This is a genomic window from Flavobacterium sp., from assembly GCF_027483985.1.
GTDB lineage: Bacteria > Bacteroidota > Bacteroidia > Flavobacteriales > Flavobacteriaceae > Flavobacterium.
Genome location: NZ_JAIXTJ010000036.1, coordinates 23,421 through 38,172, shown reverse-complemented (window position 1 = coordinate 38,172; position 14,752 = coordinate 23,421). Strand labels below are relative to the sequence as shown.

General features: G+C 30.7%; 12 protein-coding genes. All 12 read right to left on the bottom strand.

Annotation, left to right across the window (positions count from 1 at the left end):
- Positions 1-391: 391 nt before the first annotated feature.
- The 12 genes from cas2 to Q0050_RS09595 all read right to left on the bottom strand — a co-directional run bounded on the left by cas2 (position 392) and on the right by Q0050_RS09595 (position 14,599).
- The gene (gene cas2 / locus Q0050_RS09650) at positions 392-739 is read right to left on the bottom strand and encodes a CRISPR-associated endonuclease Cas2 (protein WP_298119378.1); all 348 of its coding nucleotides are present in this window, start codon (positions 737-739) and stop codon (positions 392-394) included.
- Positions 732-1,628: a type II CRISPR-associated endonuclease Cas1 gene (cas1, locus tag Q0050_RS09645; RefSeq protein WP_298394811.1), complete on the bottom strand. Its 897-nt coding sequence runs from the start codon at positions 1,626-1,628 to the stop codon at positions 732-734. Before cas1 ends, cas2 begins: the two co-directional genes overlap by 8 nt.
- On the bottom strand, positions 1,625-6,214 hold the full coding sequence (cas9, locus tag Q0050_RS09640) for a type II CRISPR RNA-guided endonuclease Cas9 (protein WP_298394809.1): 4,590 nt from the start codon (positions 6,212-6,214) through the stop codon (positions 1,625-1,627). The genes cas1 and cas9 overlap by 4 nt, the downstream gene beginning before the upstream one ends.
- 517 nt (positions 6,215-6,731) lie before the next feature.
- Positions 6,732-7,352 carry a hypothetical protein gene (locus tag Q0050_RS09635; protein ID WP_298394807.1) on the bottom strand — a complete coding sequence of 207 codons (621 nt, stop codon included), beginning with the start codon at positions 7,350-7,352 and terminating at the stop codon, positions 6,732-6,734.
- A gap of 109 nt (positions 7,353-7,461) precedes the next feature.
- The gene (locus Q0050_RS09630; protein WP_298394805.1) at positions 7,462-8,085 is read right to left on the bottom strand and encodes an ATPase; all 624 of its coding nucleotides are present in this window, start codon (positions 8,083-8,085) and stop codon (positions 7,462-7,464) included.
- Positions 8,086-8,227: 142 nt separating this feature from the next.
- Positions 8,228-9,085: a transcriptional regulator gene (locus Q0050_RS09625; protein ID WP_298394802.1), complete on the bottom strand. Its 858-nt coding sequence runs from the start codon at positions 9,083-9,085 to the stop codon at positions 8,228-8,230.
- Positions 9,086-9,192: 107 nt separating this feature from the next.
- The gene (locus Q0050_RS09620) at positions 9,193-9,480 is read right to left on the bottom strand and encodes a helix-turn-helix domain-containing protein (RefSeq protein WP_298394799.1); all 288 of its coding nucleotides are present in this window, start codon (positions 9,478-9,480) and stop codon (positions 9,193-9,195) included.
- Positions 9,481-9,593: 113 nt separating this feature from the next.
- The gene (locus Q0050_RS09615) at positions 9,594-10,442 is read right to left on the bottom strand and encodes an RteC domain-containing protein (RefSeq protein WP_298394796.1); all 849 of its coding nucleotides are present in this window, start codon (positions 10,440-10,442) and stop codon (positions 9,594-9,596) included.
- A gap of 54 nt (positions 10,443-10,496) precedes the next feature.
- Positions 10,497-11,273 (bottom strand): phosphatase PAP2 family protein, encoded by a 777-nt coding sequence (locus tag Q0050_RS09610; RefSeq protein WP_298394793.1) that lies wholly within the window; start codon positions 11,271-11,273, stop codon positions 10,497-10,499.
- A 38-nt stretch (positions 11,274-11,311) separates the two neighbouring features.
- On the bottom strand, positions 11,312-11,737 hold the full coding sequence (locus Q0050_RS09605) for an EamA family transporter (protein WP_099715582.1): 426 nt from the start codon (positions 11,735-11,737) through the stop codon (positions 11,312-11,314).
- Between the two features lie 19 nt (positions 11,738-11,756).
- On the bottom strand, positions 11,757-12,638 hold the full coding sequence (locus tag Q0050_RS09600; protein WP_298394785.1) for a diacylglycerol kinase family protein: 882 nt from the start codon (positions 12,636-12,638) through the stop codon (positions 11,757-11,759).
- On the bottom strand, positions 12,638-14,599 hold the full coding sequence (locus Q0050_RS09595) for an LTA synthase family protein (RefSeq protein ID WP_298394782.1): 1,962 nt from the start codon (positions 14,597-14,599) through the stop codon (positions 12,638-12,640). Before Q0050_RS09595 ends, Q0050_RS09600 begins: the two co-directional genes overlap by 1 nt.
- Positions 14,600-14,752: the final 153 nt, after the last annotated feature.

Below are 14,752 nucleotides of genomic sequence, written 5' to 3'. Positions count from 1 at the left end.
TTGTGAATTGCTTTCAAAATTGTATTTTTACTTATAATTCCCAACTAGCGGAAACAAGTATTGAAACTAGATTTAGTTGTGAATTGCTTTCAAAATTGTATTTTTACTTATAATTCCCAACCGGAACTATTTTAAACGCCAATAAAAACAGTTGTGAATTGCTTTCAAAATTGTATTTTTACTTATAATTCCCAACGAGTAAATGGAGCAGATGCGCCCGTTACAGGTTGTGAATTGCTTTCAAAATTGTATTTTTACTTATAATTCCCAACATAAACAGTTATAATTGACTGAAATGCTGGGATTTATGAGTAATGTTAGAATTCGAAAATACTTCTAGTTAAACTAATAGGGTAGAGAAGGAGTTAGTTTTTTACAATCCTACCCAAAATTAAAATAATTCCAATTGTTGCGATGGTTTATCAGTCTCTACTGGCTTTTTTCCGTAAAACAACTCCATCATTCCAAATTGTTTATCGGTAATTTGCATCACGCCAATTTTGCCATGTTCGGGCAAACTATTTTTAATTCTTTTAGTGTGAACTTCTGCATTTTCCCTGCTAGCGCAAAACCGCATATAAATAGAAAACTGAAACATAGAAAAACCATCGTCAAGTAGCTTTTTACGAAACAATCCAGCTATTTTACGTTCCTTCCGAGTTTCGGTGGGTAAATCAAAGAATACTAATATCCACAAACTTCTGTATTGGTTTAATCTGCTATAATGTTCGTCATACATATACCGGGTATAATATTTTTCTCGAGCTGCCTTCAAAACATTCATATAATGAATTTGTAGTGCGGCTCATTGCAATCATCAAAGGGCTTGTTTTGCCATCAATTTTCACATCAATAGTTGCGATACTTAGCAGCTGTTTTTTTATTTCAACTGTTAATTCCTCGATAGTATCTTCCGTCTCCATTAAATGACAAACGATTAAATCCACAAAAGGTCTGTAGGGTTCCATAATATCATCTGCCAAACAATAGGCATTATATTTATTTCTATGAAATATCCCCAAAGTAGGTAACATTCCAGAACTCACAATAGCTCTTGCAGTTATTCCTCTCAAAATTGCATAACCATAATTTAGCAAATTGTTGGGAGGTAATCCTTTTTGCTGTCTTGTGAATCCGTCTATTTTAAATAAATTATCCCAGTAATAAACTGCAGCTCTTGCTTCATGGTTCAAGGAATCGCCCGAAGTAACTTCCTTAGCCCACAATTCCATCTTTCGCATGGGAATTCCCTTTTCTTTAAGCAAAGCACCTTGATTACTAATTTTAGCGCTGATAGTTTGTTGCCAAAGGTTTTTCTTTAACGGTTGCGACGCTTCAATTTGATTGCGGAAGCGCTCCGTTTGTTCGGTATGACCACTCAATGGCATTAACAAACCAATAGGTAAATGGTATTGATCGCAATTAATTAATGCCACATTATTATTAGTCAACTTTTCCAACAATCCATTAGTGATAGTAATTTGCTGATTTTCCATAACTATAACACCTATATCTTCAATAGCCACAGTTTTGGTTTCTTGTTCCTTGTCTGGATAAGTTACTACCAATTGCTCATTTTTAGTACTTAAATAAGCAGGATTACCGAAGAAAAGTGTTTTTTTTATCATCTAATTATCCTTTTTATTTTTCCAAGTCTACCAACTTCTAGTTTCCAACAAATGGATTTAATCATTACTGGTTTTTCTTTTTCATCATATATAGTATTTGAATTGTTCAATTCTAGCATTCTTTCATTTTTATTATTTGAACCATTCTCATTAGTAATTATTTCTTTTGAATAACTATTAGAAACAAAATGTCCTTCTCCTCCAGTGCAGCTGACAAATTTATATATGCGTTCTGTTTGTTCTTTTGATAATTTATCAAAATTATGAAGTGTTAAACTTTCTTTTTCATCATCAGTAGGAATGTAAACTAAATCATTTGGAGAAAGAGTAAATAAAAGACGATTTCCGTTCTCATCAATTTCTACAGCGGAACTTAAACCTTGCTTTTGTCTTTCAATTACTTCGTTGAAAGGAATAGTTTTATAGTTTCGTTTCCCTTTTTCATCTTGATAAATGGCGAAAAATAAATTTGTACCTTTAGCAGCTTCAACATATTTATCAGATTTATTACCTGTTTGTCCTAAACTAAACTTTCCACCTTCTTCAAAAACTCTAACTTTAATAATTGGTTGGTGCTTTTTACCATTATTTAATACAGTAATATTTTTATTTAACTCATCTAAACCATTTTCAGAAAAGGCAACTTCATGTGCAGGTATTTTTTTGCCACTTTCATCAACAACATTTTGATATTTTTCTTGTCTAAGATGATTCAATAGAATTTTTTGAATTCCAGTATCGGTTATTTTTTCGATTCTTTTTTCATCAAAAGTTATGTCTAAATTTTTTCTTGTTGCTGTAGCTTGAATTGTTTCATATACTTGTATCTTATCAATAACTTTATCATTTATTTTGATAGGAAATGCTTTAAGATGTTTCTTTAATCCTTCAATATTATTTGGGTATTGTTTTATTTTATCAATTAATTGCTTTTTAACTGCAATATCAACAATCAATTCTACTTGTTCAATAGCATTTACAATCGTAATATGACTTTGTTTGATTCGCTTTAAAAATACTTTTCCACTTACAGTTTCTGCGTGCATTGGTTTTCTAATTGCCCAATTATCGCCTTTCACTTGTTTAATAGTGATTTTTTTAAATGCGCCATCTTCTTCTTTCCAAACTTGATATTTATTTACAGTTTTATTGATAACTCTAGTATTTTGCTTGAAGCTAATAATGGTTTGATTCAATTCATCTTCTGCATTTTTTGTAAAATTCTCCCAAGGTTTATGAAATTCTTTTGCTATTTTTTGAGTTTTTTCATTAATTACAATTTCTTCTATTTTACGTAATTTAGAAACTAATGAATAATTAGTTCTTTCGGAATTAATTGAGTTTAGGTAATTAATATGTTCTTTTGTAACACAAGCAATTACCAATGCGTCTAAAGCATGATGACGATGGTCTATTCTTTTTTTAGAAAATCCTTTTGCAATGGCATCAGGAACTGCGGTTTGAAAAATTTGTTTACCACTATTTCCAAATTCATCTTTTTTAAGTTCTAATTTACCAAAATCACTTGAATTAGTGATAGCATTCAAACGCTCAAAACGAGGTGTAACAATTTTGTTCCAAACATCATTTAAACCCCAATCTTGTTTCATTCGTGAAGTTATTGATCCATTCAAAGAAACAACATGCTTTGAGGTCACTTCTTGCTCGTCATCTTCACGAACTATTTTACTCAAAAGATTTTTTACAATCTTACTGATGTATTTGGTATCGTTCAACTGTCTTTCTATGAATTTTTCTAGAATATCTTCACTCAATAATCGTTTTTGTTTGCTTTTATTTTTATTGTAATAATTAGTTATGTGTTGATTATAAGCATTTACAGTAAATATTTTAACCGTTTTTCCTCCAGTCAAGGTTACAATTCTATCTTCATTTTTTTGAATGAATTCTAGCGCAGTCATATTGCTTTTAAGTTCATTGACTTCCGATTCACAAATAACTTTATTAGATAACGAATCGTCAAATAATCTTGATTGTGGAATAATATGTTCGATTTGATACCTTGTAGTAAACAAATCACTTAATGGAATTAATTTTCCTGTATAAGGTGAAATATAACCTTGTTCTAGCCAAAGTTTATATTTGTTGATTTCAGAAGTTGTTGGTTTAGCATTTTTTCTAATTTTATCAACTTCTTCTAACTTTTCTTTGTTGTTTTCACTACTATAAACTCCTTCTTCATATATTTTTAGAATCTCTTGTTGACTTGGCGAATAGGGACGAATATCATTTATACCACCATTTTTTAATTCAGTTAAAATGGCTTTGATACGTAAGTTTGTGTTTTCATTTTGATTTATAGTTTCAGAAATTAGCTTTCTGTCCGCAGCATTATTTTTCATTTCTCGACCCAATTCAATATGAATTTCATCAAAGAAGTTTTCTTTGCCTTCTCCATAATGTTGCCAGATATCTTTTACAACACGTAAAGTTTCAGTTATAACTTGTTCAACTATTGGATTGCGAAGTGAATGTTGTTTAAAATAGTGCTTTAAAAAGTGTTCAATATCTGCTGGAGTTTTCCATTTAGATATATCACTGGCTTCGCTGTGCTTGTCATAAATAATATATGAGGCTAACCATAATGGTAAACCTTTGAAATCTGAAAGGGTATTTAAATTAATAGCTTTTTCTCGAACACGAGTTCTAATATTTTCATCAAACTCTCCAGTTTGCAATTTATCGATTCTCTCTAGTGTTTTAGGATCAATGTTATTTTCATTCCAATTACTTCCAAAACGCATCAAAGGCAATAACTTTTTAATTGCTTTTTCAGAAAAAGAGCCGTAATCTTTTTTATAAGGCTTTAATTTTGAAAAGTTTGTTATAAACTCTTCCGATAAATTATGTCTTATGGCAAAAGTTGTAATTGCTTTCGTAATTTCAATTTTATCAGTAACCGAATATAAAATATGCCATAATTCTTGAGTATTTTTTGAATCAAAAAAAGATTTATCTATATCAATTTTTGCAATGGCATTCAAAAACTGATTTCTTGTTTCATTGCATGGATAGATTTTGTCTTCTACAAAATTCCATCTATACTTCTCTTCTTTTAACTTGAATTTTGGATAAGCTAAAAACTGTTTTTGACTAATTTCTGCTTTATCATTGAGCCAATTAAACAGTTCTACTAAATCTTCTTCCGATTTCAAATAGTCATCGGTTACATCAATATCATCTATTATTCCTTTTTTAAATAGTCTTAGGTTTTTAACAAATTGTAGTAATCTAAATTCTTGGAATATAGGATTAGACTTCGCAATACATTTTAAAGGTTTTAAAATTTGATTTCCATTGGCATCTTTAAGTAAAACACCTTTTTTATCTTTGATTGGTCTAAATTCTAAACTGCAATCACTTATCAAAGAAGTTTTACTTTTTAGAGGTCGTTGATAAAAGATAATATCATCTAAAAATAAGTACTCAAAATCTCTATCTTTAATATTACTTTTATGAGCATCATTATGCCTATACAATTCATTAATACATTTTTTGTAAAGATTTTTATCCTTTAAAATAGTTGAATGAAATTCTATTTGAGTTTTTAGAATTTTAGATAGCTCCTCTCTATAAAACTTTCTTTCAATTGTTCTAACTAGTTCACCTTTTATTTTTTGATGTGGGTTTTTAAGTAAATTTTCATAAATGAAAGAACCAACAGATTTTCCACTTTGATTAATAGTTTGTTCAGTTCTAATTTTAACTAGTCCCCAATCGTCTTCTTTTGGAGACCTAAAACTTCTTTTTTCTTCATTGTCTTTATTGAGTTTTATAGTTCCGTCATCATTTAATTCTGTGGTTACAATAAACTCTTTTTGTTTTCCTACCCAATCAAATAATGCGACTTTACTTTCTCTTTTGTATATCCATCCATTTTCAAGAATAACATTATACCAAATACCGGACTTTCCTTTTTCTCTTTCAACAACATTAACAACTTTAAGAGTATGGAACTCTTCTAATTTGTTTTTGTTTTCTTCTTGTTCTTCGCCACGTAATTGATAATACCCTCTCTTTTGATTAAAGTTTAATAAAATCCAAGCAAGTTCTTCTTTACTTATCTTTTCAGTTAATGCTTTTTTTCTCAAATAGTAAATAGTCCAATCATATGGAACTTGTTTTAATCCTGCATTTGTCAATTTGAATTCTGTAAGCATTTCTTGGTGACTTTCCATAAATATGAATTGGTTTTTACCAACTTCATTTTTATAAAAAGAAAGTTTTTCTTCTTTTTCGCGTTTAAATTGACCAAAACGCTTATCAAAATCGATTGCATCAGAATAATGTTTAGGTAAAAAATCAAGAATGTTTAAAATTCTGTGTAGACGTTCTCTTCTTAATAAAAATCGTTGCACTAATCTTCTAGTACCTCGATATTTTGTTCTTTCAGCAGTTTGAGAAATGGACACACCACTATCAAATTTTCCAAGCACATCTTGGCTCATTGGTATTATTCTACTACCTAATCCTTCAATATTACCTTTCTTATTTTCGAAATCATTATTTGTTAGTGCCCACCCAATTGAATTTGTACCTAAATCTAAACCTAATATTTTTTTCATACTTTACTGTTTTAATCGCTAAAATTAATTTAAAGAAATATTTTTATTTTACGGAAAACCGCAATTGTATATTAAAATTTAATTTGTATTATTGCATTACAATTTTGAAGCAATTCACAATAAGGATTATTCCGTTGTGAAAACATTCAAAGCGGCAATCAAAAGTTGTCGCTTTTTTTTTGATTTATTTAAAGAAATCAAATTAATCAAATGTACTTTTTTGTTTTTAATTATCAAAAGTTAAAAATACTTAATTTGTTAGTAGTTCAATCAATACAATTATTAATCTTTACAGCAATTATTAATCTTCCACTAGGAATATAAATATAATTAACTGCTAGTAAGATACTTTTGGAAGATTAAGTACTTGTTATGTCGATATCCTAGGTGGATTCTATAGCATTTGTTTATGGTTTTAAAATATACTGTTTTATAGATTTTTACGATTAATTGTGCAGTGTTTCACCTATTGAATACTGTATGAATTTTAGAAGTAAATTGGATTTATCGCCTAAACTTAATTATTCATTTCAATATCGATGTATGACTTTAGATTATACAATTCTATTTGGTTTTCATTGTCTCCTTCTAATTGTTCAATTTCAATAAATGCTATATCATTAGCAAAAGCTTTTTCTCCGATTAAGTGTTCGATGTGAACGTAAACAGCTTCTCGAAGTCTTGGGTCGTCTTTGTGGATAATGTAGTTTTTGAGTAATACCTTTATTCCTAAATCGGTGGTTTTTTTTGGGTTTTCTAATGGGATGAAATACATTTCACTTATTCTCAAAGTGATGCCGTAATATTCTAGTGGTTTATCGGTGCCGTTTTCGTATTTGGTTAGGTTTGTTTCTGGTTGAAGGAATGCTGTTATTTTCCAACGCTCGACAACTGGTGCGTAATAGACTAGTAATTCTACTTCTTTGAAAAGATAAGGATTTCCGTTTGCGGTTATTATTAATTCGCCGCCTTTAGTTTTGTTCTTTATGATTAGGTCTAGGTCTTTGTTGTATTGATGTAGTATCCCGATTAGTTTATCTAAATGTTTTTTTAGTTCGTCTGTCGGGATTTCGTTTATGAGTAGGAAAACGAAGTTGTTTTGTTGGAAGTGGTTCCAGAAATTGGTTATTGTGTTCATTAGGTTATTCGGTTGTTTGAAAGGTTCTCGATTAGCTTCGCTCAATTCGGCTATTGCCTCGGGTCATTTTTTGTTCTGTTTCATTGCACAAAAAACACTCGAACTAACGTTAGCGTTTATCGGATGTTGTTTTATCATATGCAATTAGGTTTACCATCTGACGTAAACGGCTTCTAACTCTGTTGCCGTAATGTTTTTCAATTTCTGTGGCTGATAGGTTAGTGGTTATATGGGTTTGAAGTTTTTTTGAAATGAATAGATCGTATCGGCTTAATAGGATTTCTGCCATTACGTTGCATTCGTTACCGAAGTATTTTAGGTTGTTTTCTGTTCCAAGATCGTCAAAGCAATAGGTTCTTGTTTCGGATTGGTGTAGTTTTCCAATACTGTATTTGTGGATTATTTGGTAGCCGTCTTGGATGAATTCGAAGCTTATATCTCTGCAAGGTTTTACTGTAAATTTATTTTCAGTAGGAGTGAGGTATTTCATTAAGTTCATTAATGATGTTTTTCCGCAGCCGATTGGTCCCGTTAATAATATACCCTTGTTGAGGTTGATTCCGTATTGGAAACATGTTGGCTCGTCTTTTAGGAAATAAGCGATTAGTTTGTAAACTATTGGGTAATCAGTTTCAAGGATTTTGAAATGATTACCGTATAGTTCAACTCCTTTTGCCTCGAGCCAGTCGGTTACCTCGGTGTAGCTGTAATGTGATTTTAATGGTTTTTCCATAGTTTAAGATTTAACCGCAAAGAGTGCAAAGGTTCACCGCAAGGTTCGCAAAGTTTTAAAATACCTGACTGCCACTGGCAGTCCTCCTCTTAATATCAAATGCTCAGTGTGACAATTTGTGAGAACCTGAAACAAGTTCAGGTTAAAGCGGTTCTGAATAATCTTTGTCGGTTGTTGTGTTGAGTTGTTTTGCTCTGTTTGGCTGTTCTGCATTTGAAATATATTTTGGTGCGTTAATCATCCAATTTTGTGCTGCTGCTTGCCAATCGACCATTGGTGTTTTTCCACCGACTAACCAACCGACACTTTTGAAGTAATTGAAGAATTTTTGAGCTTCTTGTTCCGGAAAGTTATTTTCTTGGAAATAGGTTTTGACTTCTTCGATTGTTGGCTTCTCGACTACGTTCGAAGTGATAATAAATTTCTCTTTCTTTTTTTCGCGCAGCTTTTTTTCTTTCTCTTCTTCAATTTCATTTTTTAAAATTGAATTATTTATTTCTTCAAATTTTTTTGCTTGCTTTTCCAAGTTTGAAACGTTTTTATCGTTTAAAATGTTTGTATTGTTTATATAGTTTATAGAAGGTACTAGTGCTTGTTCAGTACTTGTTTCACTACTAGTACAAGACTTGTTCAAAGCATGTTCAGAAACAAGTTCAATAAGTGGTTCATTTTTTGGTTTTCTTTCGGATTTTGACAACGGTTTTAAATCTTCTGAAAAATTAAATAATATGACGTGACTTCCTTTGAATGGATTGTAAGATGGTTCGTAATTGATGTAACCCAAACTATGCAAGTTCTTCAGACATTTGTGATAGGTTGCTTTGGAACTGATTTTGCTTATTCGCATAACCTCATCGCGATTTATACTGATTGGATTTTTAAAACGGTTGCAGTTCCAGAATTGGAATAGCGCAATATATAAGCTAACGTGTGTTGGATTGAGTGTTTTGTCTATGGCTACTTTTTCGAAGAAACCAGTTAGGTGTTTTATGTAATTCATTTACTAGTGATTAGTAATTAGTGAAAAGTGATTAGTAGAGTTTTACCCGCAAAGAGGGCAAAGTCCTTCGACAAGCTAAGGATGACAACGCTAAACTCACAAAGAGTTTACTTAAAGAGGGTAGGTATAGCATTTACCTTGTTTCCGTTTAATAACTTATCAATATCTGAATTGTCATAATACATTATGCCACCTATTTTGGTATAGGTTAGTGTTCCGTTGATGCGGAGATTTTGTAATGTACCTGGAGAGATGTTTAACAGTTTACGGACTTCATTAGATTTGAGCCACTGTTTAGTTTGTTGTTGTTTGGATTGAATGATTTCTTTTAAATCGTTCAAAAGAAGACTTCTGAATTCGTTTAAGTCTTCACGGGTAATAACTTCGATTGCCATAACGTATGTTTTAGATTGTTATGGTACAAAATTGTAGTATTTGAATAGTTTTAAATCACAAGTCAATCACAAGTTGTGAATGATTTTTATTCAAAGTATTGTATTTGTTGGTGTTAAAGCAAGTCGTCAGTGTTTTCCATGCGTTTTGTTAATTTTTCTCTTAGTGAGTTAATGAATTTAGTTTGGTCTGATTTTCTCATTCTAATTTCAAGGAAAGCTCTATGATACTGACCTAAATTGATGTTAAATACATTTTCGAAATACTCTGCAATATCTTTTAAATCTGATGTACCGTTATTGAACACACCTTCGGTATGTAAAGCATATAAAAGCTCTATTAGCGCGACTTTTGAGCCAGTCCAAGTTTGCTTCACCTTGGGTTGGACTTGTGATTTTTCTTTTGGGTCTTTATTTTCCATAATCAATAATTTATCTTCAAGATAAACTTGGATTAAATCGTGCGCCAAAATCTTTGCCACTTTAAAATCATGCGAAGTTGAAAAGGTGTGATCTGCCTCAAAATAAAAGCTATCTAAAGCTAATTTTACATCGAACTTGCCTCGTACAAAATATTTATGATCTAAATAACTGCTTCCTGTTCTATAGTATCTGTAGAAGTCTAAATTACTATCAAAATAACTTTTAAGTTTATCTAATTCGTTATTAAGATATTTTTTGAGAATTCTTTCTCCGCCATGTGGCTTCTTTGTTTCAATTTTAAATATTGCATTGTAATATATTAACTTTGATGTAAATCGAGGTTTGATGTTTTTAAAGAAATCAATTTCCTCTGATACAGATTTAAAATTATTTTTTTGAATAGCTTTTTTTAGATTTGTTATAGAAATTAAAATTATCTCAATAGCTTTTTCGCATTTATTGATTGGGTTGTCAATTTCTAAATCAATAAAATTGATTTGTTCATTAAGGTTAGTTAGTAATAAGTTTATTTTCGAATTCAATTTTGAATATTTTTTTGAATAAAAGTTGAGAAATAGAATATAAATTGATATAATTTAAAACGTTTTTATGAAACCAACACCCAATTGTTTGCCGTTGTAAAAAGGAGCGATAGCTGACATACTATTTTTTTCTTTGGATTTGAATATTTCTTCCTGTATCCATGGATTGATCCAATAGGCAACTTTAGTACTTAAAATTCCAATTCCAGCACCAGCGACTACATCGGTTAGCCAATGTTTGTCGTTGTAAATCCTAAATGCTCCTGTACCAGTAGCTATAATGTATCCCGAAATACCATACCAAATGGAAACATCTTTGTATTCTTGCCAAAGGAATTCTGCACCTGCGAAAGCAGTAGCGGTATGTCCTGATGGGAAAGAGTTGAAAGCGGAACCGTCTGGGCGTTCTACTTTTGTAATTGATTTTAAACTTAGTATAGGAGCTGACATTAATAAATATGAAGTTCCTAAAATGATTGTTCTGTCTTTAAGGTTGTGTTTACCTTTTATTCCAAAAGCATTAAGACCATAAACTGATAGCGCTGGTGCATATTGAGCGAAATCATCAATGGTTATTTTTTCATCAATGTCTTCATTAACTTCTTCTTTTATTTGAGTATTGAAAAGCTTTAATTGATCACTTTCAATTCCAATTACACCATATCCTATCAAAACCGATGGAATGATAAGTTGTTTGAATTTGAATTTATGCGTGCTGTCGTTTTTCGGAATAGTATCTGTATCAATTTTCTTCTCTTGAACACTTTCAATCTGGTTCTGTGCATGTAATGTAGCTATACTTAAAAATGAAAATAAAATGGTTTTAAACATGGTAAATAATTTAAAGGGTTACGCGTAGTTTTATACCATTATGATTTCATTGTTAAGATTAGTATTCCGCCAATAATCATCAATCCACCCAAAGCTATGCGCCAAGTAAATTGCTCATTTAGAAAAATAAAAGAAAGTACTAGTGTGATAATTATACTTCCTTTATCGATTAATGCCACTTCGGAGACTGTGCCTATTTTTATTGCTCTGTAATAAAATACCCAAGAAATTGCCGTTGTTAGAGCCGAAACTCCTAATAACAAAACATCTTTTTTGGTAAGATTAGAGAAATCTTTATAATTATTAAAAACTATGATGTTAAACCAAATAAAAATAAATACAAATGAAGTCCGAATAGCTAAGCCTGTATCGGAAGCTACATTCTTTAACCCTGCTTTCGCAACTACCGATGTCAAACCAGCGAAGAACATCGATATTAGAGCAAAAATTTGATACTGTTTCATGACTTAATTAGTTTAAATTTTATTCTGTCAAAACTTCTAATCCGCTTTTTATTACAGAAACTGCTATTTTATTCGTCTTTAAATTATGAAATTCTCCATCAATTTGAGTGTCTAAGAAAATTTTCTCAGGCATTTCTATGTTGATATTTTCGATTAAAGTGTGTTGCGCTTTTTTGAATTTTTCTATTTTATTTGATACTACACGCATACCTAAAATTAGTTTATCAAAAAAGTTTAGTTTAGAGACCATGACTAAATCTAACATACCATCATTTAAACTCGCTTTAGGCGTTAAACTCATTCCATATCCCATTTCGTTAGAATTTGAAATAAAAAGCATAAAGGCATTTGTATTGATAATCTGATTGTTAAATGAAAGTATCGTCTGCATTGATTTGAATTGAATGCTTGAGGTTAGTGACGCTCGAACATAAGATATCAAAGTTCTCTTTTTGTAACTCTCATATTTTTTTATAATCAATGCATCAATACCAACTCCCACATTACTGAAAAAATAATTGTCATTTATTTTACCAACATCAATGAACTGTGTTTTCCCCTTGCGTATAATTTCTGTTGCTTTCTCTAATGCTTTTGGTATACTTAGATTAGAAGCTAAACCATTTCCAGAACCAACAGGAATAATTCCTAATTTTATTTTGGTATTAATTAAACACGATGCTACTTCATTTATGGTTCCATCACCACCACATGCAACGATACAGTCAGGATTATTAACAATGGCGTTTTGAGTAAGTGTAATTGCGTGTGTTTTATAGTTTGAATACTCTACTTCAATCTTATAAATGTCCTTTGGAAAATAATTTTCTAATTCGGTTTTGCCAATATTATGTTTACCACTACCTGATATTGGATTAACAATAAAATGAATGTAAATCATTAATTAAGTAATTTTTTAGTGAATAAATAATCGGCTGTTTGATACCATGATATTGTTTCATCGAGAAATGTCTTGTTCATTTGTAATGGTTTCAAACTATTATCTGCTTTATTCCATTTGTAAAAAGCTTGTTTTTTTTGGTCGGATAAAATCATTACTTGATTTTTTTTCATAAGGACTAATTTTCTGTAAGTTCCTAACAAAGCTCGTTCTTCGAAATTTGATTGCAATACATCTTTTCCAAAGAAATCACTTTGATAACTCCAATTCATCAATGAGAAAAATGTTGGAAAAACATCTATTTGAGAACATAGTTTATTTACTTTTTGGTTACGATTTTCCGGAAAATTTACAATAAATGCCGGGATGTGATAATTGGCAACATCTATTTCATCTTTTCCAGCACTACTAGCGCAATGGTCGGCAATAATTATAAAAACAGTATTCTTGAACCAAGGTTTGTTTTTGACTTTTTCAAACATTTTCTTGATGGCATAATCAGTATATTTTACTGCACCTTCACGTCCAGTTCCCGAAGGAATATCAATTGCATTATCAGGATAAGTATATGGTCTGTGGTTGGAAGTTGTCATTACAAAATTGAAAAATGGTTTATTGCTTTTATAGTGTTCATCAGCCACTTTCAGCATTTTAGCGTAAATGTCTTCATCACAAATTCCCCAAGCATTTTCGAAGGTTACTTCATCATCATTAATATTATTTCTTACTGTTTTAATTTTATCACTCAAAACACTTCCGCGACCACGATCATATATCGTAAATCCGTTTCCGCCGAAATAGGCGTTCATATTATCGAAATAACCATCGCCACCATAAAAGAAATTAGAGTTATATCCTTTGCTTTTGAAAACATTGGAAACGGTGTATAGGTTTTGATTTTCGGGACGTTTTACAATACTTTGTCCGGGTGTTGGTGGAATACAAAGTGTCATTGCTTCCATACCTCGAACAGTTCTTGTGCCTGTTGCATATAAGTTATCAAAGAAGATGCTTTTTTGAGCTAAACTGTCTAAAAATGGTGTTATGTTTTCTTTATTACCAAACTCTTTCATAAAGCTACCACTTAAACTTTCAACCAAAATGAAGACTACATTTTTCTTACTCGGTTCTTGTTCAGAGGTGTCTGTAATTGTTCTGTGAATTGATAAACCTTCGGATTTGAATTTACTGTTTTTATCACTTAATTTATTTCTGATAATATTAAAAGCTACTTTATTATTTATAGATGTATAAAACTCACTATAAGCCATTTGATTGTTTCTAAACGCTGCAAAAAATGAATAGATTCCCGATTTTGATATTTCAGCATTGTACCTGTTTTTAGACCATTCTGCTTGATTGTTTGTGATGAAAAAACTAAAAAATAATGCAGTCACTATTGTAATTGCTAGTATAATTGTTCTGTCTTTTACAGTTGCTTTTGAATGGAAGGTGTTTTTAATAATTTTAAGTTTATAGAAAACAAAAAGTATCATTGCGGTAATGGCTAAAACTCCAAAAATCAGTACAGGCAATGGATATGATTCTTGGATATTTGATATTACCTCGTGCGTGTATATTAAATAATCTACTGCGATGAAGTTAAACCTTGTTTTGAACTCGTCCCAAAATGTAATTTCTGCAAAAAATGTAAAAACTAATATGAAAATGGTTAAGGATGTGAAAAACCAAACCAAGGTTTTATCGAGCCATGAGCCAATCCATTTATTGGGGAAAACAAAGTAATATAGTGCTGAAGGAATTGCAATAAAACTTATTGTACCAATGTCGTAAAACAGTCCTGTAAGCAATGTACCAAAGATTGTAAATAGATTAAATGAAACTTCATCATATTGCCAAATGATAAAGATTATTCGTAAAATGAATGAGAATGTTAGAAACCATAATATGAATGCTAAAAGCAAGCTGTAGCGTTTAGAAAAATTGATTTTTTTGAACATAATGTATTGGTTAAGTTTGGTTAAAGCAAATGAGCACTCACACTAAAGTGTAAATGCTCAAAACATGAAAATTTTAATTAAGCTTTGTTGATTTTGATATTAATATTGATTTTGTCATTAGGACTATTTTTTTAAATTATAGTCAAAGGTGAA